Source organism: Kitasatospora sp. NPDC038210, assembly GCF_055600605.1.
Genome location: NZ_JBVJYK010000003.1, coordinates 551412 through 573135, shown reverse-complemented (window position 1 = coordinate 573135; position 21724 = coordinate 551412). Strand labels below are relative to the sequence as shown.

Genomic DNA, 21724 nt, shown 5'->3' with positions numbered 1-21724 from the left:
CCGCCCCTGCTCGTCCACCTCCGCCGCGAACGGAGCGATCTTCGCCTCAGCCAGCGAACGCACCGCCTCACGGAGCATCTCGTGCTCCTCGGAGATGCGGAAGAGATCGAAGTCAGCCGCCCCTGCGCTGCCCGCCATGATGCCTGCCTCGTCGTCCAGTGACCGAAGTCCAGTGACCGAAGTCGGATCCGGTCCGCTCGATCCGGTCCGATCGACGTCGAATCCGGGGTTAACTACCGTTCAGTAGAGATCCTAGGGCTCCGACCTGCGGCTGCCTAGCGCCGCGGGCGTGCGGGCGGCCCCTGCACGCCCGGACCGGACGGATAGCATCAGGGGCATCCGTACCGGTCGGATCCGCATCCTGACCGGTCGAGTCCGCCTCCAGGGAGAACCCGTGACCCTCCGCATCTCCGTGATCGGCACCGGCTACCTCGGCGCCACGCATGCCGCCGCCATGGCCGAGTTCGGCTTCGAGGTGCTGGGTCTGGACATCGACCCGGACAAGATCGCCATGCTCACCGCCGGCCGCGTCCCGATGTACGAGCCGGGCCTGTCCGAGCTGCTGCTCAAGCACGTGGCCGGGCACGAGGGTTCGACCGGGCGACTGCGCTTCACGACCTCCGTCGAGGAGGTCGCCGAGTTCGCCGACGTGCACTTCGTCTGCGTCAACACCCCGCAGCGCAAGGGCGAGTTCGCCGCCGACATGTCGTACGTGGACACCGTGATCGACGAGCTGGCGCCGCACCTGACCCGCCCCGCGCTGGTGGTCGGCAAGTCCACCGTCCCGGTCGGCTCGGCGGCCCGGCTGGCCGAGCGGCTGGCCGCGCTGGCACCGGTCGGCGAGGACGCCGAGCTCTCCTGGAACCCGGAGTTCCTGCGCGAGGGCTTCGCCGTCCAGGACACCCTGCGGCCGGACCGCATCGTGGTCGGCGCCCAGAGCGAGCGGGCCGAGCGGCTGCTGCGCGAGGTGTACGCCGAGCCGATCGCGGCCGGGGTGCCGTTCCTGGTCACCGACTACGCGACCGCCGAGCTGGTCAAGGCCGCCGCCAACTCCTTCCTGGCCACCAAGATCTCCTTCATCAACGCGATGGCCGAGGTCTGCGAGGCGGCCGGTGCGGACGTCACCCTGCTCTCCACGGCACTCGGCCACGACGAGCGGATCGGCCGCAAGTTCCTCAACTCCGGCCTCGGCTTCGGCGGCGGCTGCCTGCCCAAGGACATCCGCGCGTTCATGGCCCGGGCCGGCGAGCTCGGCGCCGACCAGGCGCTGACCTTCCTGCGCGAGGTCGACTCGATCAACATGCGGCGCCGCTCCCGGATGGTCGAGCTGGCCCGCGAGCAGTGCGGCGGCGGCTTCCTGGGCCGCCGGGTCGCCGTCCTCGGTGCGGCCTTCAAGCCCAACTCGGACGACATCCGGGACTCCCCCGCCCTGAACGTGGCCGCCCAGATCCAGCTCCAGGGCGCCCAGGTCACCGTCTACGACCCGAAGGCCGTGGACAACGCCCGCAAGATGTTCCCCTCGCTCGCGTACGCCGACTCCGCCCTGGAGGCCGCCGAGGGCGCCCACGTCGTCCTCCACCTCACCGAGTGGGCCGAGTTCCGCGAGCTGGACCCGGCCGAGCTGGGCGCGGTGGTCGCCGAGCGCCGCCTCCTCGACGGCCGCAACGTCCTGGACGCCGAGGCTTGGCGCGCCGCCGGCTGGACCTACCGGGCCCTGGGCCGCCCCAGCTGATCCGCGTTTCCGGCGCCCGTCCCCCGACCCGGGGGGCGGGCGCTTCCGTTTACCCCGAACCAATGATTTGAACGCGTTCAAGTCCTGTGCGAGGATCCGGGGTGCACCGGCGGTCGCGCCGGTACGGGGAGACCGGGGGGTTCTTCATGCACGCTGAACGCGTCGACCGGCACGCCGGACGGCACAGGTGGGCCACCGGGCTGTCGCTCGCCTTCCTGGGGGTCGTCCTGCTCGCGCCGCTCGCCTTCCTCGGCTTCTGCGCACTCCTGATGACCGAGGGCGGCAAGCCCCACGCGGTCGGCTGCTCGGAGGCGATGGAGTTCGCGGGCGGCTCGATGCCCGCCCAGGCCACCGGGGCCGTCTGCACGGACGACGGGGGCTGGCAGGACCGCGGCTACACCGTGGAGTTCAGGATGCCCCGGGACGAACTGGCCCAGCGGCTGACCGCCGCCTTCCCGCGGGTCCGGCCCAGCACCGACAACGCCTCCGGCCTGAGCTTCGGGAACGCCGACGCCTCCCGCCCCGACGGGCAGGCCATGTTCGTCCACCTGGACGCCACCTACGAGGCCGACGGCACCGCACACGTCAAGCTCCGCGCCTTCGACACCTGAGCCGGGCCGGAATCCCGCACCCCGACCGTCGCTGGTAGGGGCATGACGAGCTACGGCGACGACGCGACGGTCCGCGAGATCCTCACCGACACCGGAGACACCCGGGCCGTGGCCGGCCTCTCCACCAACACGGCCAGGGCCGCCCACGGCGTGGCCCGGGTCCAGAAATACGGCAAGCGGATCGTCCCGGTACACCCGAAGGCCGAGACCGTCCTCGGCGAGCAGGGCTACGCCTCGCTCGCCGAGATCCCGTTCCCGGTGGAACTGGTGACCAGCCCGCCTGTCACCAACCCACGAAGCCAAACGGCCCGCCGACTGAACCGACGGGCCGTCACGTGCCCGCCTCCCCGGATTCAGGCCGCCTCAGGGCCGCGGGCGCTCCCAGATGACGGTGCCACCGGACTTCACCGACGCGGGAACGAACGGCCCTTCGGACTTCACGTTCAGATGCCATCCGTTACTGAACACCACACGCAGCGCACCGCTCTTGAAGCCGACAGCCGACAGGATGCTTGCACCCGTGGCCAGATGAATCTTCCCCTTTTCACACTGGTCGAGCGCGGCGGGGCGGGCACCTGGAGCCGTTACCGGGCCTTCCGTCCACAGGGCACCGCAACCAACGATGACCTCACCGGATGGCTCAAGCACGAAACGAAGCTCATCGCCCCAGGCGATATCCACCACACGATGGCCCCGCAGCGGGAGGATCCACCGATCGGCGAGTTCACTCATTTCATTCGACATGTGCGTCGCTATTCCTCTGGCAGGTAGTCAAAGACATTCCCGATGCTATCATCGGCCGGGCTTCCGTCAGGAAGCTTCGGATAGACTTCCCCGGTACTCGTATCTACGACGACGTCCGGGTTCCTATTACCACCGATACCACGCCATCCTGGCTTGTTTTTTACTGCGTGAATTGCAAGCTTGATGTCTTTCCGAGAATAGCCCAGCTCCTGGCCGATGGCACCCTCGTTTGACTTGTAGGATCGCGGAACCCCGCCGCCGTCACCGCTGCCACCGCCGCTGTCGGAGTTCATGTTGACGCGGTCCGGCCCGGCCGCGTCCTCGGCGATGTTCGACGCGCCCATACTCATCAAGCCGACACCAGTTGCGATGGCTCCCGCCGAAACCACGTTCGTGGGCACACCAATGACGGCACCAACCCCGGTGGCATCCAATGCGACGCCGAGCACCTCGCCACCGGTGCCGAGAGTGGCCAGCGCAAGGCCGCCGGCCATCTCGGCAACCGACCCCGGATCGTGCACCATCGCGTTGCCGACCGAGGCCAGGTCGCTCAGCGCCGTCTCACCGAAATCCTTGGCAAAACTCCCGGCATCGGAGAAGAAGTCACCGATGTCATCGCCCAGCTGTGACCAGAACCCCGGCTTCGGGGGAGCCAGGTCACGCGCCTTGCCTATGATGACAGCGGCGGTACCGGCCGCCCCGGCAAGTTGGCTTCGAGCATTCGCCAGCTTGTCGCGAGCGTCCTGCTGGTTTGCTTCGCCGGCGCTCCATAACCTTACGGCGTCAGTTGCCTCGCCCTGCGCCCAATCCAGAGTGGACGCGTAGTTGCCCAGCGCCTGAGCGGCATTATGGAACGCGTCGCCGGCCTGAAGCCATTTCCCTGGCTGGCCGTGGAATATCTTATGGAAGGCGTCGGCGGCATCGCCGCTCCACCCGTCGCTGGTATTGATGCGACTGAGGCCCTCACCGGCGAGGTGAAGAAAGTCGCCGTATTCCCGGAGTGCCGATTCGGTGTGTCCTATCGACCCACTGTCCCCGGGTATCAGCGCCTTCGGATCGTTGGTTTGCCCGAGATCTGCCACGGCTACTTGACCCCCGGATCAGTCCCGCCTTGCTGCAGGATTCCGTTGAGTTGACCGTGCGCCGCCTGCTCCGCCTGGTGATAGGCTTTCACGCTGGCCGCCAACCTTGTCGCGATCTCCCGACCATCCTTCGCAAGATTGTCGACACCGCGCTGCCATCGGCTGAGGAAGTCGCCAAGCGTCCCGGCCAGTTCGTGATTGCCAATCGCCGACTCATCATGCGGGATATCGCTCACACGCTGCTCGGCGGCCTTGTTGATCGTGCCATTCACACCTGCGGCTGCCTCGCGCAGCGCATGAAGGTCGACCCGATACCCGTCAGCCATCTCCACCCCCGTGTTCCGGCCAAGCAAACCATCACACTTATCAAATCATCGGCTCATCCACCCCACAAGCACTCTGCGTACGGGTTTGGCAACAGTGTGCCGACTTCGATCTGAGGGCTTGCACCGGCTGGCGCCGATTCGAGCGGTACCTCCAGTACCCGAACGCCCACGCCGGGCACCTCAGCTCGGCCCTGACCACGGGCTTCGGCATCGAAGTGCTCCTGATACAGATCAGGTGGCGTGCCAGTCGGAGCACAACTGGCAAGCCATCCAGATCTCGCAAGATCTAACTGAAGCGGCCGGCCAGGCCGAGCCGCGGGATCTCGATGGCGGGGCACTTGTCCATCACCATCGAGATCCCTACGGCCCGCGTCCGCTCGTACGCGGCCTCGTCGATCACGCCGAGCTGGAACCAGACGGCCTTGGCGCCGATGGCGGCCGCCTCGTCCGCGACCTCGCCGGCGAGGTCGGAGCGGACGAAGACGTCCACGACGTCGACCTCGAAGGGGATGTCCGCGAGGGAGGCATAACCCTTCTCGCCGTGCACGGTCTCGGCCTTCGGGTGCACCGGCACGATCCGCTTGCCGAAGCGCTGGAGCACCTCGGCGACGCCGTACGCCGCTCGTCGCTGGTTGGACGAGAGGCCCACGACAGCCCAGGTGTCCCCGGACTCGGTGAGGATCTTCCGGACCGTCTCCGGGTCGCCGTACATGCCCTGCCTCCTCGTAACCGGGTGCGAAGAACTCACCTCACCCCAGCGCCACCGCTCCCCCGGCCATTCCCGGCGGGGATCCGCGCTGGTCAGCCCATCCGACCGGGGACAAGCATCGACCTCGGATACGCCCCCACCCGTGAACAGCCCAACGAGCGGACCCGGCAACCGTCACAGCAAGCACCGCTGCTGGGCCAGGAGTTCAGCGGTTCAGGCGTTCCCGCCGTCCAGCCGGTCGATGGTGGCGATGGAGGGGCGGCGGGTGGTGCGCAGCGTGGCGGCGACCGATTCGGCGTCGCGCAGCACGCGGACGGCGTTGTGCCAGGTGAGCTTGGCCAGGTCGGCCTCCGACCAGTGCCGGCGCAGGAGTTCGGCGACCAGGTTGGGGTAGCCGGCCACCGAGTCCAGGCCGTCCGGCAGGAAGGCGGTACCGTCGAAGTCGCCGCCGATGCCGACGTGGTCGATGCCGGCGACCTCGCGCATGTGGTCGAGGTGGTCGGCGACGGTGGCGGGGGTGGCGATCGGGCGCGGGTGCTCGGCCTCGAAGGCGCGCTGGCGCTCCATGGCCGGCGGGGTGGTGTCCAGCGGGTGGAAGCCGTGGGCGCTCATGTTCGCGTCGGCGGCGAGGGTCCACTCGATGGCGGCGGGCAGGATGAACTTGGGCACGAAGGTGGCCATCGCCACGCCGCCGTTGGCGGGCAGCTGGGCGAGCACGTCGTCCGGGATGTTGCGCGGGTGGTCGCAGACCGCGCGGGCGGACGAGTGCGAGAAGACCACCGGCGCCTCGGTGACCCGCAGGGCGTCCCGCATGGTGTCGGCGGAGACGTGCGAGAGGTCGACCAGCATGCCGAGCCGGTTCATCTCCCGGACGACCTCCTCGCCGAAGCGGGTCAGCCCGCCGGCGACCGGCTCGTCGGTCGCGGAGTCGGCCCACGGCACGTTGTCGTTGTGGGTGAGCGTCAGGTAGCGCACGCCCAGCTCGTACAGGGCGCGCAGGGTGGCGAGCGAGCAGTCGATGGAGTGGCCGCCCTCGGCGCCCATCAGGGAGGCGATCCGGCCCTCCGCGCGGGCGGCCTCAATGTCGGCGGCGGTGCGGGCGAGGCGGAGCCGGTCGGGGTAGCGCTCGACCAGGGCGTGGACGAAGTCGACCTGCTCCAGGGTGGCGCTCACCGCGTGGTCGCCGGCCAGCGAGGCGGGGACGTAGACGGACCAGAACTGCGCGCCGACCCCGCCCTCCGCGAGGCGGGCGAGGTCGGTGTGCAGGCGGTCGCTCTGGTCGGCGGCGAGGTCGAGCGCGCCGAGGTCGTACCCGGCCTGCTCGCGCATCGCCCACGGGAGGTCGTTGTGGCCGTCCACCACGGGGGCGGTGCGCAGCAGGGCGCGGGCGCGGTCCAGCGGGGCGGGGGAGTCCGTCGGAGAAGTCATACGGCCTGTTCTACCCCACCCCACCAGCGGGATTACTTGCCGAAGCCGAAGGAGCCGGAACCGGCCACCTTGGCCCGGAGCTTCTTGCCCTTCTCGGTGGCCTGGCTGTTCAGCTCGGCCTGGAAGTCGGTCATCTTCTCGGCGAGTTCGGCGTCGAAGGCGGCGAGCATCCGCACCGCGAGCAGGCCCGCGTTGCGCGCTCCGGCCACCGAGACGGTCGCCACCGGGACACCGGCGGGCATCTGGACGATCGACAGCAGGCTGTCCATGCCGTCCAGGTAGCGCAGCGGCACCGGCACGCCGATGACCGGCAGCGGGGTGACGGAGGCCAGCATGCCCGGCAGGTGGGCCGCGCCGCCGGCGCCCGCGATGATCGCCTTGAGTCCGCGCTCGTGGGCGTTCTCGCCGTACGCGACCATCTCGCGCGGCATCCGGTGGGCGGAGACGACGTCCACCTCGTACGGGATCTCGAACTCGTCCAGGGCCTGGGCGGCGGCCTCCATGACCGGCCAGTCGGAGTCCGAGCCCATGACGATGCCAACGACTGGAGAGGTCATTCGGTGATCGTTCCTCGCAGGTAGGCGGCCGCGTGGCGGGCGCGCTCGCGGACGTCTTCGAGGTCGTCCCCGAAGACGTTGACGTGACCGACCTTGCGGCCGGGCTTCACGTCCTTCCCGTACATGTGGATCCGCAGCCCGGGGTCGCGGGCCATGCAGTGCAGGAAGGCGTGGTACATGTCCGGGTAGTCGCCGCCGAGGACGTTGACCATGACGGTCCACTTGGCGCGCGGCCGGGGGTCGCCGAGCGGGAGGTCGAGGACGGCCCGCAGGTGGTTCTCGAACTGCGAGGTGACGGCGCCGTCCTGGGTCCAGTGCCCGGAGTTGTGCGGGCGCATGGCCAGCTCGTTGACCAGGATCCGGCCGTCGCGGGTCTGGAACAGCTCGACGGCGAGGTGGCCGGTGATGCCGAGCTCGCCGGCGATCCGCAGGGCGAGCTGCTGGGCCTCGTCGGACAGCGCCGGGTCGAGGTCGGGCGCCGGGGCGGTGACCTCGGCGCAGACGCCGTTCTCCTGGACGCTCTCCACGACCGGGTAGGCGACGGCCTGGCCGCTGGGCGAGCGGACGACGCTGGCGGCCAGCTCGCGGACGAAGTCGACCTTCTCCTCGGCCAGCACGGGGACGCCGGCCAGGAACGGGGCCTGGGCCTCCTGCTCGTCGTCGACGACCCAGACGCCCTTGCCGTCGTAGCCGCCGCGGACGGTCTTCAGGACGACGGGGTAGCCGTCGCCCTCGTTCGCGAAGGCCGTGACGTCGGCGGGGTCGGCGACGATCCGGTGCCGGGGGCAGGGCACCCCGATGGAGTCCAGCTTGGCCCGCATCACGCCCTTGTCCTGGGCGTTGACGAGCGCCTCCGGGCCGGGGCGGACGGCGATGCCGTCGGCCTCCAGGGCCCGCAGGTGCTCGGTGGGGACGTGCTCGTGGTCGAAGGTGACCACGTCGCAGCCGGCGGCGAAGCGACGCAGGGTGTCGAGGTCGCGGTAGTCACCGAGGACGACGTCGGAGACCACCTGTGCGGCGGAGTCCTGGGGCGTGTCGGCGAGGAGTTTGAACCTGACCCCGAGCGGGATGCCCGCCTGGTGTGCCATGCGGGCCAGCTGCCCACCGCCGATCATGCCCACCACTGGAAAATTCACATTGCCCGGGGAAGTCACCCCGCCAGGATATCCGGGCCGGTGGGGGGTGGTGGAGCCGCCGGTGGGCCTCGGGGAGCGGACGCGCGTAGATGTCAAGTCGGCCCCCTCACGTCTGAGCCGTCCGGTGGAAGCGGGTAGCCTGGACGGCCAGGTCCTGGTCTACGCGGTCCGATCATGTGCGTGCACGCAGGGCTCAAGGGGCGGCCGCGCCGCTGCGATCAGCCCTTTCGACCCGCAGGCACATGGAGGCAGTCCGGTATGGCGACGACCGCAGCTTCGAACTCCTCGCTCGCGCAGAAACTGCGCGGGCTCCAGGGCGAAGTCGTGAAGTTCGGCATCGTCGGCCTGAGCGGCGTGGTGGTCAACTTCGCCGTCTTCTGGGTCTGCATCAACGGCCTGGGCCTGGCCTCGGTGCGGTCGAACATCGCGGCGACGGTGATCGCGATCGCGACCAACTACCTGGGCTACCGCTACTGGCTGTACCGGGACCGCGACGCCGCCTCCCGCAAGCGGGAGATCACCCTCTTCCTCGTCTACAGCGGCATCGGCATGCTGATCGAGACCGGCGTGCTCGGCTTCTCGGTGTACGTGCTGAAGCTGGACTCGCACTACGAGCAGCTGGGCGCCAAGGTGATCGGCCTCGCGGTGGCCACCGTGTTCCGCTTCGTCTCGTACCGGACCTGGGTGTTCAAGGCCGACCCGGCGCCGGTCGAGCTGCCGGCCCAGCAGCCGGTGGGCGCCGCCGACGGCCAGGACCTCGCCGCCCAGGCCGAGCTGATGCTGGCCACCGAGCAGATCCGCTACGCGAAGGCCGAGTAGCCCCCCTCCCCCGCGTACCACCGCAGCCCCGGCAGGCCGAACCGGCCGCCGGGGCTGCCGTTTCCCGGGCTTGCCGCCCCCGTCGCCGCCGGAGGAGAGTGGTTACCGAAGGCGAGCGCGGTCGGCGGACGATCACGGCCGAGGGGGTCCAGGAGGCTCGCCATGACGTTCGTCCAGATCATCGACTGCAAGACCGACAGGCTCGACGACCTCAACCGGCTGATGGACACCTGGGTCGAGGCGACCAGGGGCAAGCGGACCGCCTCGCACGCGGTGGTGGGCACCGACCGTGCCGACACCAAGCACGTGGTGGAGATCGTGGAGTTCCCCTCCTACGACGAGGCGATGAAGAACTCCCGTCTGCCCGAGACCGACCGGATCTTCCGCGAGATGGTGGCGCTCTGCGACATGCCGCCGACCTTCACCGACCTCGACGTGGCCCGTGATCTCGGGTTCGACAAGGCCACCGCGAGCCGGGTCCTGGAGGAGCTGTCCCGCGGCAACCTCGACGTCATCGACGAGTGCATGACCGCCGACTACCGCGACCACGACTACGGCAGCGAGAGCGACGCCGTCGGCCCGGCCGCGTTCCGGGAGCGCTGCAGCGGCTACCTGGGCGCCTTCGACTTCCGCTTCGACACCGAGGGCCAGATCGCCGAGGGCGACGAGGTGGCCACCCGGTGGACCTGGCACGCCACCCAGAAGGCCGACTTCATGGGCGTGCCGAACACCGGCAAGTCGGTGGTCGGCCGCGGCACGACCACCTTCCGCTTCAAGGACGGGAAGATCTGCGAGGGCTGGTGGCAGTGGGACGTGATGGGCCTGATGCGCCAGCTCGGCGTGCTCCCCGGCGCCTGACCCCGTCGGGGCCCGTCGGCACGGGCCGGAGGACGGGCCCGTGGCCCGTCAGTCCTCGTGGCTGCGCCCGAGGAAGAGCGCGAACACCGGGGGCTTCAGCGAGAGCAGTTCGAGCCGCCCGCCGTCCGCCTCCGCGAGGTCGCGGGCGACGGCGAGGCCGATGCCGGTGGAGTTGCGGCCGCTGACCGCGCGCTCGAACACCCGGTTGCCGAGGTCCGGCGGCACCCCGGCGCCCTGGTCCTGCACCTCGACCACCACCGAGGTGCCGGACGGCCGGACCCGCAGGGTGATCGTCCCGGCACCGTGCATCAGCGAGTTCTCGATCAGGGTGGCCAGCACCTGGGCGACCGTCCCCGGGGTGCCGACGGCGGTGACCCCGTGCAGGCCCTCCAGGGACAGCACCCGGCCGGTCTCGCGGAGCGACGGCCCCCACTCCTCCACCTGCTGCTTGATGACCTCGTCCAGGTCGAAGGCGACGGCGGTGGGGCTGCGCGGGTCGCGCTGGGTGGTGAGCAGCCGCTGGACGACGTCGGTGAGCCGCTCGACCTGCTGGAGGGCGATCGTCGCCTCCTCCTTGACCGTCTCCGGGTCCTCGGCGAGGGCGATGATCTCCTCCAGCCGCATGGAGAGCGCGGTGAGCGGGGTGCGCAGCTGGTGCGAGGCGTCGGCGGCGAGCCGGCGCTCGGCGGTGAGCATCCGGGCGATCCGCTCGGCGCTGGTGTCCAGCACCTCGGCGACCCGGTCGAGTTCGGGCACCCCGTAGCGGCGGTCGCGCGGGCGCGGGTCACCGGAGCCGAGCCGTTCGGCGGTCTCGGCGAGGTCGGTGAGCGGCCGGGCGAGCCGCTTGGCCTGCCAGACCGCGAGCGCCACGGCGGCCTGGACGGCCAGCAGGGCGACCACGCCGAGCAGCAGCAGGTTGTTGGCGATCTCGTGGTCGACGTCCGCGCGGGACTGCTCGACGGTGACGGTCTCGCCGCTGTTGCCGCGCTCGACGGCCTTCAGCAGGTGGTCGCCGGCCGGGCGCTGACCGGCCGAGAGGACCGGCTGGCCGGGGACCTGCACCTCGACGTAGCTGCCCTCGGTGACCTGGCTCTCGAAGGCCCGCTCGTTGGTGACCGACTCGCCCGCCGCGATCCGGCTCTCGACCAGGGCGAGCACCCGGACGGCGGCGGCGTCGACCCGGTCCTGGGCCGAGTTGACGATGGTGCGCTTCTCCACCAGGGCGAGTGGCACGCAGAACACCACGACCACCACCAGGACGACGCCCAGCAGCGAGTTGATCATCCGGCGTTTCACGCTGCCGCTCCCCGAGGTGTTCCGCTTCACCGGCCGTGGCCCGGTCCTGGTCTCCGTACGGGGCTAATTCTTCTCGAACCGGAACCCCACCCCGCGCACGGTGGCGATGTAGCGGGGGTTCGCCGCATCGTCGCCGAGCTTCTTGCGGAGCCAGGAGATGTGCATGTCCAGGGTCTTGGTCGAGGTCCACCAGGTGGTGTCCCAGACCTGCCGCATGATCTCCTCGCGGGTGACCACCCGGCCGGCGTCCCGGACCAGGACGCGCAGCAGCTCGAACTCCTTGGCGGAGAGGGTGAGCTCCTCGTCGCCGAGCCAGGCGCGGTGCGACTCGATGTCGATCTTCACCCCGTGCGCGCCGGTGGTGAGCTGGTCGACGTTGCCGCGCCGGAGCAGCGCCCGGACGCGGGCCAGCAGTTCGGCCAGGCGGAAGGGCTTGGTGACGTAGTCGTCGGCGCCGGCGTCCAGGCCGACCACGGTGTCCACCTCGTCGGCACGGGCGGTGAGCACCAGGACGGGGCAGCTCTTGCCGTCGGCGCGCAGTCGGCGGCAGACCTCAAGGCCGTCCATCTCGGGCAGCCCGAGGTCGAGGACGACGAGGTCGACCTCCTCGGTGAGGCCGGCGGCCAGTGCGGTCGGACCGTCCTCGCGGACGAGCACCTCATAGCCCTCGCGTCGCAGGGCCCGGGCGAGCGGTTCGGAGATCGCCGGATCGTCCTCGGCGAGCAGCACACAGGTCATGTGGTGATGGTAGTCCGCCGGGGTATGCCCGGACGCCCTGTGAGGTAGTTCACAGAGCGTGATCGTTATACAAGCATTCAAGTGATCTCAACAGGGCGTTGCAGTCCGCCGGTTCAGCGCAGATTCCCCTTCTCGATCTTGAATCCGAAGGGAGAGAACCCCATCTACCATGGATCGATCGGGAAGATCCGTTGATCCCTTTGCCATCGGCATACCTAATCCATGCCTTTTGTCATCTGATAGAGCCAAATATCGCCACGTAGAGTGGTTTCGTCCACGTCCGCCGCCACCCCCCTAGGCGGACGCTGTCAGGCAAGGAACCACTACACATGGCGTCTACCACCCGGGTTGCCGACCTCGCGTCGACCTCCCCCAGCGGCAAGACCTTCCTCGGGCACCCCCGAGGCCTCGCCACGCTGTTCATGACCGAGATGTGGGAGCGCTTCTCCTACTACGGCATGCGCGCCCTGCTCATCTACTACCTGGTCTCCGGCGGTGCCGACGCGGCAGCCGGCAGCCAGGGCGGCGGCCTCGCCATGAAGGCGACGATGGCGACGGCGATCTACTCCGTCTACGTCTCCATGGTCTACCTCATGGCCTACCCCGGCGGCTGGTTCGGCGACCGGGTCTGGGGTGCCCGCAAGACCGTCACCGTCGCCGGTTTCGTGATCATGGCCGGCCACCTCGCGCTGGCCGTCCCGGGCCAGGCGGCGTTCTTCGCCGGCCTGCTCCTGGTCGCGCTCGGCTCCGGGCTGCTGAAGGCCAACATCTCCACGATGGTCGGCCACCTGTACAACGGCCCCGAGGACCCGCGCCGCGACGGTGGCTTCACCGTCTTCTACATGAGCATCAACCTCGGTGCCTTCGCCGCCCCGTTCATCATCGGAACGGTCGGCAAGGAGTACAACTGGCACCTGGGCTTCGCGCTGGCCGCCGTCGGCATGGGCCTCGGCCTGCTGCAGTTCCTGCTGGGCACCCGCCACCTGAGCCCCAAGAGCAGCCTGGTCCCCAACCCGCTCATGCCCGCCGAGCGCAAGAGCCTGCTGGTGAAGGCCGGTGCGGCCGTCCTCGCGATCGCCGTCTTCTACGGCGCCGTCGTCGCCCTGGGCGTCTACACGCTGAACTGGGCCCTGGTGCCGCTGACCATCGCCGGTCTGCTCATCCCGGTCGTCGTCCTGACCCGCATAAAGCGCGACAAGGACCTGAGCGCCGGCGAGCAGTCCAAGATGTCCGCGTACATCTGGTTCTTCGCCGCGGCCGCCATCTTCTGGATGATCTACGACCAGGGCGGCTCGACCCTCTCCCTGTTCGCCGACAAGAACACCGCGGACACCCTGCTCGGCTTCGGCTTCTCGGCCACCTGGTACCAGTCGCTGAACCCGCTGTTCGTGATGGCGCTCGCGCCGGTCTTCGCCTGGCTGTGGCTGTGGCTGTCCCGCCGGAACAAGGAGCCCAACACCATCGTGAAGTTCGCGATGGGCCTGGTCCTGATCGGCGCCTCGTTCTTCATCTTCATCGTCCCGATGAACATGGCGGGCGACGGCAAGGTCTCCCCGATGTGGCTCGTCTCGATCTACATGATCCAGACCATCGGTGAGCTGTGCCTCTCCCCGGTCGGCCTCTCGGTCACCACCAAGATGGCGCCGCAGAAGTACGCCTCCCAGATGATGGGTGTCTGGTTCCTCGCCGTCACCGCCGGTGACTGCACCACCAGCCTGCTCTCGCTGGCCGGCGTCAACCTGGACGGCACCGGGATCATCGCGCTGCAGGCAGCGCTCGCTGCCCTGGCCGGCGTCGCGGTCTTCATGGGCCGCAAGCGCGTCCAGGCCCTCATGGGCGGCGTCCACTGACGCTCGCCTGACCGGCCCACCGCTTCCGGGGCCGCCGTGGATTCCTGAGATCCACGGCGGCCCCGGTCGTTTTTCCCCGCGGTGCACGGCGCCCGGTACGGCGGCGGGCCCACGGCGCGCGGTACGGCGGCGGGGCCCGGAGAACAGCGGGCCGCGAACAGACCTCGAAGAAGAAGAACGGGCCCCCGCGAACGGCGGGGTCCGGGAACAGCGGGGCCCGGGAACAGCGGGGTCCGGGAACGGCGAAAGGCCCCCGCGCCCGCCACCCCGGGGGCGCGGGGGCCTCCCGCAGACCGTCGGTCAGACCTCGCGGACGCCCGCTCGCCAGACCGCGGCCGTCAGCGGCACGCCCGGCCGGTAGGCCAGGTGGACGTGCGAGGGTGCGTCGAGCAGCAGCAGGTCGGCGCGGGCGCCGGGCGCGACCACGCCGACGTCGGTGCGCCGCAGCGCCTGGGCGCCGCCCACGGTGGCCGCCCGGACCGCCTCGTCCGGCGTCATCCCCATCTCCCGCACCGCCACCGCGATGCAGAACGCCATCGAGCTCGTGAAGCTGGAGCCCGGGTTGCAGTCGGTGGACAGCGCCACCACCGCCCCCGCGTCCAGCAGCCGGCGCCCGCTCGGGTACTCGGCCCGGGTGGAGAACTCCGCCCCCGGCAGCAGGGTCGCGACCGTCCCCGAGCCGGCCAGCGCCGCCACGTCCTCGTCCGTCAGGTGGGTGCAGTGGTCCGCCGAAGCGGCCCCCAGCTCGACGGCGAGCTGCACGCCGGGCCCGTACGAGAGCTGGTTGGCGTGGACCCGGGGGGTGAGGCCGCGCTCGATGCCGGCGGTCAGGATCGCCCGCGCCTGGTCGCCGTCGAAGGCGCCCTTCTCGCAGAACACGTCCACCCAGCGGGCGTGCGGGGCGCAGGCGTCCAGCATCTCGCCGGTGACCAGGTCGACGTACCCGGCCGGGTCCTCGGCGTACTCGGGCGCCACCACGTGCGCACCGAGGTAGGTGGTCTCCGGGGTGTGCCGGGAGGCGATCCGCAGTGCCCGGGCCTCGTCCGCCACCGTCAGCCCGTAACCGGACTTGCACTCGATGGTGGTGGTGCCCTGGCGCAGCGCCTCCCGGACGAACCGGTCCAGGTTGGCCTCCAGTTCGGCGTCGCTCGCGGCGCGGGTGGCCGCCACGGTGGTGCGGATCCCGCCCGCCGTGTACGCCTGCCCGGACATCCGGGCGTTGAACTCGGCGGTGCGGTCGCCGGCGAACACCAGGTGGGCGTGCGAGTCGACGAAGCCGGGCAGCAGGGCCCGGCCCTCGGCGTCGAAGCGCTCGTCCGCGGCCGGGGCCTGTGCCGCCGGGCCGACCCAGGCGACGGTGGCGCCGTCCAGCACCACGGCCGCGTCGGTCAGCAGGCCGAGCGGCCCGCTGCCCTGTCCGGGGTCGTTGGTGACCAGGCTGCCGATGCCCGTGATCAAGGTGGTCCTGGTGCTCAAGACAAGGCCTTCCGGAGGGAGGTGGACTGGGGTTCCAGCAGCGGGCGGGGTTCGGCGGGGCGTTCGACGGGGGTTCAGCAGTCCAGCGCGCCGATGGCGGACCGCAGCGCGCCGGGCACGTCGGCCACCAGCTGGTGCACGCCGTCCCGCACGACGTGCCGGCCGCCGACCACCACGTGTCGCACGTCCGCCGCCGAGGCGGCGAAGACCGCGATCTCGGCGCCGAGCCGGGGCGGCGGGCCCGCGGTGCGGACCGAGTCCAGCGCGATCACCGTGAAGTCGGCGAGCGCCCCGGCCTCGACCCGGCCGGCCTCCGGCCAGCCCAGCGAGGCGTGGCCGTCCTCGGTGCCGGCCCGCAGCAGCGCGTTGGCCGTCCAGTGGCCGCGGGTCCGGGTGCGCAGCCGCTCGTCCAGCTCCAGCGCGCGGGCCTCCTCGAACGGGTCGATGACCGCGTGGCTGTCGCTGCCCAGGGTGATCGGGCAGCCCGCCGAGGCGAGCCGGCGGGCAGGGCCGATGCCGTCCGCGAGGTCCCGCTCGGTGGTGGGGCACATGCAGACGGTCGTGGAGGAGTCGGTGAGGAGCTTGACGTCCTCGTCGGTGAGGTGGGTGGCGTGCACGACCGAGGTGCGCGGGCCGAGCGCGCCGTGGTCGGCGAGCAGCCGGGTCGGGGTGACGCCGTGCGCGGTCAGGCAGGCGTCGTTCTCGGCGGTCTGCTCGGACAGGTGGACGTGCAGCGGCGCCTTGCGCATCGCCGCCCAGTGCGCGACGGTGCCCAGTTGCTCGGCCGGGACGGCCCGTACCGAGTGGATGGCGGCGCCGATCCGGGCGTGCTCGCGGGGCTTGAGCGCGTCCACGCGCTCCGCCCAGGCCTGCGCGTCGCCGTCGCTGAACCGCTGCTGCGGCTTGGTGGGCTCGGCGCCGAAGCCGGCCGACAGGTAGCAGGTGTCCAGCAGGGTGATCCGGATGCCGGCCCGGGCGGCGGCCTCGATCAGCGCCTCGCCCATCGCGTTCGGGTCGGTGTAGCGGGCTCCGCCGGGCGCGTGGTGCAGGTAGTGGAACTCGCCGACGGCGGTGATCCCGGCCAGCGCCATCTCGGCGTAGACGGCGGTGGCGAGCTCCAGGTAGGCGTCCGGGTCGAGCGCGCCGGCGAACCGGTACATGGTGTCGCGCCAGGTCCAGAAGGTGCCGGAGCCGACCTGCACGTGCCCGCGCAGCGCCCGGTGGAAGGCGTGCGAGTGGGCGTTCGCCTGCCCGGGCAGCAGCAGCCCTTCGAGCCGGACGGCGCCGGGCGGGCAGGGCCCGCTGTCCGGCGTCACCGAGGTGGTCCGGCCGTCGGGGCCGGTGGCGATCAGCACGTCCCGCTCGACCACCGGCCCGTTCGGGTGCGGCAGCCAGGCGTACTGGGCCCAGTAGCTCACTGCGGTCACTGACACGCGAGGTCCTCCAGTACGTCGGCGAGGGCGGTGACCCCGGCCAGGCAGTCGGCCACCTCGGCGTGTTCGGCCGGGGAGTGGGAGACGCCGCTGGGGTTGCGCACGAACAGCATGGCGGTCGGGATCGCGGACGCCAGGATCCCGGCGTCGTGTCCCGCCCCGGTGGGCAGCACCGGGGCGTCCAGCAGCTTGGCGAGCCGGTCGCGCAGCGGCCCGTCGAAGTCCACCACCGGGGTGTAGGACTCGCGGGTCAGCTCGACCCGGACGCCGTCGCGCTCGCCGCGTTCGGCGGCGGCCTGCTCGATCTCGGCGACCAGCGCGGTGAGGGTGCGCTCGTCGGCCGCCCGGGAGTCCAGCCAGCCGCGCACCAGCGAGGCGATCGCGTTGGTGCCGTTGGGCTCGACCGCGACCTTGCCGAAGGTGGCCAGCGCGCCCGCCAGCTTCGCCTTCTTGCGGGCGGCGAGCACGGTGTTGGCGTAGGTCAGCATCGGGTCGCGGCGGTCCTCGATCCGGGTGGTGCCGGCGTGGTTGGCCTCGCCGTGGAAGTCGAACCGCCAGCGGCCGTGCGGCCAGATCGCGCCGGCCACCCCGACCGGCTGCCCCTCGGCGAGGTAGCGGCCCTGCTCGACGTGGAGTTCGACGAAGGCGCCGATCCGGGCCAGCCGGTCGTCGTCCGCACCGATCCCGGTCGGGTCGTAGCCGGCCTTCTCCATCGCGTCGGGCAGCCGGACGCCGGCGGCGTCGCGCAGCTCGTACGCGGCCTCCTGGGAGAGCACGCCGGCGGTCAGCCGGGAGCCGATGCAGGCCACGCCGAACCGGGCGCCCTCCTCGTCACCGAAGTTGACGATCGCCAGCGGCCGGGTGAACTCCGTTCCCCGGGCGCGGAGTTCGTCCAGCGCGGCGAAGGAGGAGACCACCCCGAGCGGGCCGTCGAAGGCGCCGCCGTCCGGGACGGAGTCCAGGTGCGAACCGGTGACGACGGCGCCGCCGGCCCGCGGATCGCCCAGCCAGGCCCACTGGTTGCCGTTGCGGTCCAGCTCGTACGCCAGACCGCGGTCGCGGGCCTGCTGCTCGAACCAGGCGCGGCACTCGGCGTCGGCGGAGTTCCAGGCGAAGCGGCGGTAGCCGCCGGTGGAGGCGGAGCGGCCCACGGGGAGCAGCTCCGCCCACATCTCCTCGAAGGACGGGACCGTCACAGTTCACCCATCGGGACGCGCACGCCACGCTCGGCGGCGACCTCGTCGGCGCGGTCGTAGCCGGCGTCCACGTGCCGGATGACGCCCATGCCCGGGTCGTTGGTGAGCACCCGGCGGATCTTCTCCCCGGCCAGCGCGGTGCCGTCGGCGACGGTGACCTGGCCGGCGTGGATCGAGCGGCCGATGCCGACGCCGCCGCCGTGGTGGATGGAGACCCAGGAGGCGCCGGAGGCGACGTTGACCATGGCGTTGAGCAGCGGCCAGTCGGCGATGGCGTCCGAGCCGTCCAGCATCGCCTCGGTCTCCCGGTACGGGGAGGCGACCGAGCCGCAGTCCAGGTGGTCGCGGCCGATGACGATCGGCGCGGACAGCTCGCCCGAGGCGACCATGTCGTTGAAGCGCTCGCCGGCCTTGTCGCGCTCGCCGTAGCCGAGCCAGCAGATGCGCGCGGGCAGGCCCTGGAAGTGCACCTTCTCCTGGGCCATCTTGATCCAGCGGTGCAGCGACTCGTTCTCCGGGAAGAGGTCGAGGACGGCCTTGTCGGTCTTGTGGATGTCCTGCGGGTCGCCGGACAGCGCGGCCCAGCGGAACGGGCCCTTGCCCTCGCAGAACAGCGGGCGGATGTACGCGGGGACGAAGCCGGGGAAGGCGAAGGCGCGGTCGTAGCCGGCCAGCTGGGCCTCGCCGCGGATCGAGTTGCCGTAGTCGAAGACCTCGGCGCCGCGGTCCATGAAGCCGACCATGGCCTCGACGTGCTTGGCCATCGACTCGCGGGAGCGCTGGGTGAACTCGGCGGGCTTCTCGGCCGCGTAGGTCGCCATGTCGTCGAAGTCGACGCCGACCGGCAGGTAGCTCAGCGGGTCGTGGGCGCTGGTCTGGTCGGTGACGATGTCGATCGGCGCGTCCATCGCGAGCAGCTGCGGGAAGAGCTCGGCGGCGTTGCCCAGCAGGCCGATGGAGAGCGGCTGCTTCTTGTCGCGGGCGGCGGTGGCCAGCTCCAGCGCGTGGCTGAGGTCCTTGGCCTCGACGTCCAGGTAGCGGTGCTCGATCCGGCGGGAGATGCGGGACGGGTCGCAGTCGATGCAGATCGCCACGCCGCCGTTCATGGTGACGGCCAGCGGCTGGGCGCCACCCATGCCGCCGAGGCCGGCGGTGAGGGTGATGGTGCCCTCCAGCGTGCCGTTGAACCGCTTGTTGGCGACGGCCGCGAAGGTCTCGTAGGTGCCCTGGAGGATGCCCTGGGTGCCGATGTAGATCCAGGAGCCGGCGGTCATCTGGCCGTACATGGTGAGCCCGAGGCTCTCCAGCCGGCGGAACTCCTCCCAGTTGGCCCAGTCGCCGACCAGGTTGGAGTTGGCGATCAGCACCCGCGGCGCCCACTCGTGGGTCTGCATCACGCCGACCGGGCGGCCGGACTGGACCAGCATGGTCTCGTCCTGCTTCAGGCCCTGCAGCGTCTTCACCATGGCGTCGAAGGAGCGCCAGTCCCGCGCGGCCTTGCCGGTGCCGCCGTACACGACCAGCTTCGACGGGTGCTCGGCCACCTCGGGGTCGAGGTTGTTCATCAGCATCCGCAGGGCGGCCTCCTGCTGCCACCCCTGCGTCGTGAGCCCCGTGCCACGCGCCGCGCGCACCTCGCGCGGCCCGCTCGCCTGCTGCTGCACCATAGTCCCGGCCTCCCTGCGGATGGATTCATTCAAGCTCGGTTCGACTGAATATAACTAAACAAGCGGGTTTCGACCAGACCCCGGAACAATCCGATCAGCCCCGGCACCGGCTGACTTGGCGCGCTAGCCTGAACCCGGCGAACACCAGCCACTCGGCCCAGTACCAGGGAGCGGAGAACACGATGACGGCCATCACCGTGCGGCCCGGCAGACTCCGGGATGCGGCGGAGGAGATCGAGCGGAGCACCGGACTTCGAGTCCAGATCATCGGAGGAGCCCTGATGATGTCCCCCACCCCCCGCGGCAAGCACGCGGGGACGGTGCAGGAGCTGCGCGACCAGCTCATCCCGCAGCTCCCCGGAGACCTCCGCGCCTACGAGGTCTCGTCGATCTGCATGCCGGACGACGAGGACGACTACGCAACCCCGAACCTGGTGGTCCTGCCGAAGGATTGGGGCCGCGACGACGAATGGCTCGCCGATCCGCATGACGTCGTCTTCGCGCTGGAGGTGATCTCCAGCTCGGAGCGTGCACGCGACATCGCGACCAAGACCGATTGGTATGCCACCGCCGGCGTGGCCGCCCTCCTCGCGACCGACCCCCGCGACGGCACCTGGACGCTCTACACCCACCCTCGCGACGGCGCGTACCAGGGCGTCCTGCACGGCAAGTACGGCGAGCCCGTCCCACTGCCCGCGCCGCTGCCCGCCGAGCTGGACACCTCCGACCTCCCGCTCTACGCGCCCCGCAGCTGAGTCAGGCCGCCGCGTCGCCGTCCCAGTCGATGCCGATCTCGGCGAGCCAGCGGCGGTCGTCGGCGTCCGGGGCGGGCGGGGACGGGGGGCGGGGGATGTTCTGGACGGGGCCGAGGCCGTACTTCTCGGCGGCCGCCGCGGCGCGGGCGTCGGGTTCGATGACGCCGACGTGGACGGCGGACTCGTCGCCCGGGTCGAGGACGGTCAGTTCGGGTTCGGGCAGGCGCCGCAGGGTGACTCGGCGCCCGCAGGTGGGGCAGGACCATTCGTCGGCACCCGAGGCCAGGCGGGCGACGAACTTCATCTCGTGGATCACGCGCATGGGTGACACCCCCTGCAGGAGGGGATGCCCGGGTTCGTGACGGCTACTCCCCTGCCGCTGCTCCAGGCTGCGTCCGTTCCGGACTGCGGCTATTCCAGGAAGAGCCCGCGTGCCGCCGCCGACTGCTCGATCGCCTCCAACCGGGCTTCCGCGCCCGGGAGTTCGTCGCACATGGCCTGCAGCAGCACCCGGCCGAGCATCATCGGCGCACACGCGGTGTCGAAGACCAGCCCGGTGCCGACGGCGGCCGGCAGCATCAGGTCGGAGAGCTTGGCGACCGGCGCGAAGGCGCTGTCGGCGACGGTGAGCACGGTCAGCCCGCACTCCCGGGCCACCGCCAGGGCGTCCATCAACTCCCGCGGGTAGCGCGGCAGCGCGAAGCAGAGCAGCGCGGTGGCCCCGGCCGCGGCGGCCTGTTCGAGGCGGTCGGCGAGCATGCTGCCGCCCTCGTCCAGGAGCCGGATGTCCGGGTGCACCTTGGCGGCGAAGTAGGCGAAGCCGCGGGCCTGCGCCGAGGCGGCCCGCAGGCCGAGCACGGGCAGCGGACGGGAGGCGGCGAGCAGCCGGGCGGCCCGGATGATCGGCTCCGGGTCGGCGAGGAGTTCGGCGAGGTGGCGCAGGTGCGCGATCTCGGCGAGCACGGCCTGCTGGTGCTCGTTGCGCACCGCGTCGTCCGGGGTCTCCGGCGCGGCCGGCTCTCCCCCGCCGAGTTCGCGCAGCTGCTTGCGCAGTGCCGGGTAGCCGTCGTACCCGAGGGCGACCGCGAAGCGGGTGACGGAGGGCTGGCTGACGCCCGCGAGTTCGGCGACCTCGACGCTGGACAGGAACGGCGCCTCGGTGGCGTGCCGCACCAGGGAGTGCGCGATCCGGCGCTGGGTCGGCGTCAGCCGGTGGCCCTCGAAGAGCTGGAGCAGCCGGGCGGAGGGGCCGACGCTGCCGGTCTCGTCGGTGGCGGTCATCAGCGGTACCTCCGGGTGCGAGCGGTTCGG

The 21724-nt window shown here is 71.1% G+C and carries 22 protein-coding genes and 1 pseudogene; 7 read left to right on the top strand and 16 right to left on the bottom strand.

From position 1 onward, the window contains the following. Window positions 1-138 (bottom strand): acyl-CoA dehydrogenase family protein (locus tag ACZ7KX_RS09105; RefSeq protein WP_470325932.1); only part of this gene is annotated, 138 nt, incomplete at its 3' end. Window positions 139-394: 256 nt separating this feature from the next. Here ACZ7KX_RS09105 and ACZ7KX_RS09100 point away from each other — a divergent pair. The 3 genes and pseudogenes from ACZ7KX_RS09100 to ACZ7KX_RS09090 all read left to right on the top strand — a co-directional run. Further along, window positions 395-1732 carry a UDP-glucose dehydrogenase family protein gene (locus ACZ7KX_RS09100; protein WP_470325914.1) on the top strand — a complete coding sequence of 446 codons (1338 nt, stop codon included), beginning with the start codon at window positions 395-397 and terminating at the stop codon, window positions 1730-1732. A gap of 146 nt (window positions 1733-1878) precedes the next feature. Further along, window positions 1879-2343, top strand: coding sequence for a hypothetical protein (locus ACZ7KX_RS09095; protein ID WP_470325913.1), 465 nt, complete (start codon window positions 1879-1881; stop codon window positions 2341-2343). A 42-nt stretch (window positions 2344-2385) separates the two neighbouring features. Beyond that, window positions 2386-2613 (top strand): annotated as a pseudogene (locus ACZ7KX_RS09090) (CoA-binding protein); the annotation flags it as partial. 93 nt (window positions 2614-2706) lie between these two features. On the opposite strand, the gene ACZ7KX_RS09085 reads toward ACZ7KX_RS09090, so the two are convergent. From ACZ7KX_RS09085 to ACZ7KX_RS09055, 7 genes are all read right to left on the bottom strand, one after another. Then, window positions 2707-3075 (bottom strand): DUF6188 family protein, encoded by a 369-nt coding sequence (locus ACZ7KX_RS09085; RefSeq protein ID WP_470325931.1) that lies wholly within the window; start codon window positions 3073-3075, stop codon window positions 2707-2709. Between the two features lie 20 nt (window positions 3076-3095). Beyond that, complete coding sequence (locus tag ACZ7KX_RS09080; protein ID WP_470325912.1) at window positions 3096-4169, bottom strand: putative T7SS-secreted protein; 1074 nt, start codon at window positions 4167-4169, stop codon at window positions 3096-3098. Window positions 4170-4171: 2 nt separating this feature from the next. Next, window positions 4172-4501 carry a hypothetical protein gene (locus tag ACZ7KX_RS09075; RefSeq protein WP_470325911.1) on the bottom strand — a complete coding sequence of 110 codons (330 nt, stop codon included), beginning with the start codon at window positions 4499-4501 and terminating at the stop codon, window positions 4172-4174. A 280-nt stretch (window positions 4502-4781) separates the two neighbouring features. Then, a complete protein-coding gene (locus tag ACZ7KX_RS09070; RefSeq protein WP_470325910.1) occupies window positions 4782-5207 on the bottom strand; it encodes a CoA-binding protein in 426 nt (141 codons plus the stop codon). A 210-nt stretch (window positions 5208-5417) separates the two neighbouring features. Beyond that, entirely contained in the window at window positions 5418-6632 is a 1215-nt protein-coding gene (locus ACZ7KX_RS09065; RefSeq protein WP_470325909.1) for a dipeptidase, read from the bottom strand. Window positions 6633-6664: 32 nt separating this feature from the next. Beyond that, window positions 6665-7189 (bottom strand): 5-(carboxyamino)imidazole ribonucleotide mutase, encoded by a 525-nt coding sequence (purE, locus tag ACZ7KX_RS09060; RefSeq protein WP_470325908.1) that lies wholly within the window; start codon window positions 7187-7189, stop codon window positions 6665-6667. Then, window positions 7186-8325 carry a 5-(carboxyamino)imidazole ribonucleotide synthase gene (locus ACZ7KX_RS09055; RefSeq protein WP_470325907.1) on the bottom strand — a complete coding sequence of 380 codons (1140 nt, stop codon included), beginning with the start codon at window positions 8323-8325 and terminating at the stop codon, window positions 7186-7188. The genes purE and ACZ7KX_RS09055 overlap by 4 nt, the downstream gene beginning before the upstream one ends. Window positions 8326-8583: 258 nt before the next feature. Between ACZ7KX_RS09055 and ACZ7KX_RS09050 the strand changes: the two genes are divergently transcribed. Together ACZ7KX_RS09050 and ACZ7KX_RS09045 are read left to right on the top strand one after the other, a co-directional pair. Beyond that, window positions 8584-9144 carry a GtrA family protein gene (locus ACZ7KX_RS09050; protein ID WP_350520048.1) on the top strand — a complete coding sequence of 187 codons (561 nt, stop codon included), beginning with the start codon at window positions 8584-8586 and terminating at the stop codon, window positions 9142-9144. 162 nt (window positions 9145-9306) lie between these two features. After that, window positions 9307-10002, top strand: coding sequence for an ester cyclase (locus ACZ7KX_RS09045; RefSeq protein WP_470325906.1), 696 nt, complete (start codon window positions 9307-9309; stop codon window positions 10000-10002). Window positions 10003-10050: 48 nt separating this feature from the next. On the opposite strand, the gene ACZ7KX_RS09040 is transcribed toward ACZ7KX_RS09045, so the two are convergent. Together ACZ7KX_RS09040 and ACZ7KX_RS09035 are read right to left on the bottom strand one after the other, a co-directional pair. Further along, window positions 10051-11298, bottom strand: coding sequence for an ATP-binding protein (locus ACZ7KX_RS09040; protein WP_470325905.1), 1248 nt, complete (start codon window positions 11296-11298; stop codon window positions 10051-10053). A 63-nt stretch (window positions 11299-11361) separates the two neighbouring features. After that, on the bottom strand, window positions 11362-12036 hold the full coding sequence (locus ACZ7KX_RS09035) for a response regulator transcription factor (RefSeq protein ID WP_030058577.1): 675 nt from the start codon (window positions 12034-12036) through the stop codon (window positions 11362-11364). 329 nt (window positions 12037-12365) lie between these two features. Here ACZ7KX_RS09035 and ACZ7KX_RS09030 point away from each other — a divergent pair, with 329 nt between their 5' ends. Next, window positions 12366-13886 (top strand): peptide MFS transporter, encoded by a 1521-nt coding sequence (locus tag ACZ7KX_RS09030; protein ID WP_470325904.1) that lies wholly within the window; start codon window positions 12366-12368, stop codon window positions 13884-13886. A 300-nt stretch (window positions 13887-14186) separates the two neighbouring features. On the opposite strand, the gene hutI is transcribed toward ACZ7KX_RS09030, so the two are convergent. The 4 genes from hutI to hutU all read right to left on the bottom strand — a co-directional run bounded on the left by hutI (window position 14187) and on the right by hutU (window position 19658). Beyond that, the gene (gene hutI, locus ACZ7KX_RS09025; protein WP_470325903.1) at window positions 14187-15362 is read right to left on the bottom strand and encodes an imidazolonepropionase; all 1176 of its coding nucleotides are present in this window, start codon (window positions 15360-15362) and stop codon (window positions 14187-14189) included. A gap of 74 nt (window positions 15363-15436) precedes the next feature. Beyond that, window positions 15437-16789, bottom strand: a complete 1353-nt coding sequence (locus ACZ7KX_RS09020) for a formimidoylglutamate deiminase (RefSeq protein WP_402803236.1) — start codon at window positions 16787-16789, stop codon at window positions 15437-15439. Then, window positions 16786-17967 (bottom strand): allantoate amidohydrolase, encoded by a 1182-nt coding sequence (locus tag ACZ7KX_RS09015; protein WP_470325930.1) that lies wholly within the window; start codon window positions 17965-17967, stop codon window positions 16786-16788. Before ACZ7KX_RS09015 ends, ACZ7KX_RS09020 begins: the two co-directional genes overlap by 4 nt. A gap of 20 nt (window positions 17968-17987) precedes the next feature. Then, window positions 17988-19658, bottom strand: coding sequence for a urocanate hydratase (hutU, locus tag ACZ7KX_RS09010; RefSeq protein WP_470325902.1), 1671 nt, complete (start codon window positions 19656-19658; stop codon window positions 17988-17990). A 182-nt stretch (window positions 19659-19840) separates the two neighbouring features. Between hutU and ACZ7KX_RS09005 the strand changes: the two genes are divergently transcribed. Continuing rightward, window positions 19841-20413 (top strand): Uma2 family endonuclease, encoded by a 573-nt coding sequence (locus ACZ7KX_RS09005; protein WP_470325901.1) that lies wholly within the window; start codon window positions 19841-19843, stop codon window positions 20411-20413. 1 nt (window position 20414) lies between these two features. On the opposite strand, the gene ACZ7KX_RS09000 is transcribed toward ACZ7KX_RS09005, so the two are convergent. Then, entirely contained in the window at window positions 20415-20735 is a 321-nt protein-coding gene (locus tag ACZ7KX_RS09000) for a hypothetical protein (RefSeq protein ID WP_350520041.1), read from the bottom strand. An 89-nt stretch (window positions 20736-20824) separates the two neighbouring features. Continuing rightward, window positions 20825-21694: a MurR/RpiR family transcriptional regulator gene (locus ACZ7KX_RS08995; RefSeq protein WP_396551830.1), complete on the bottom strand. Its 870-nt coding sequence runs from the start codon at window positions 21692-21694 to the stop codon at window positions 20825-20827. Window positions 21695-21724: the final 30 nt, after the last annotated feature.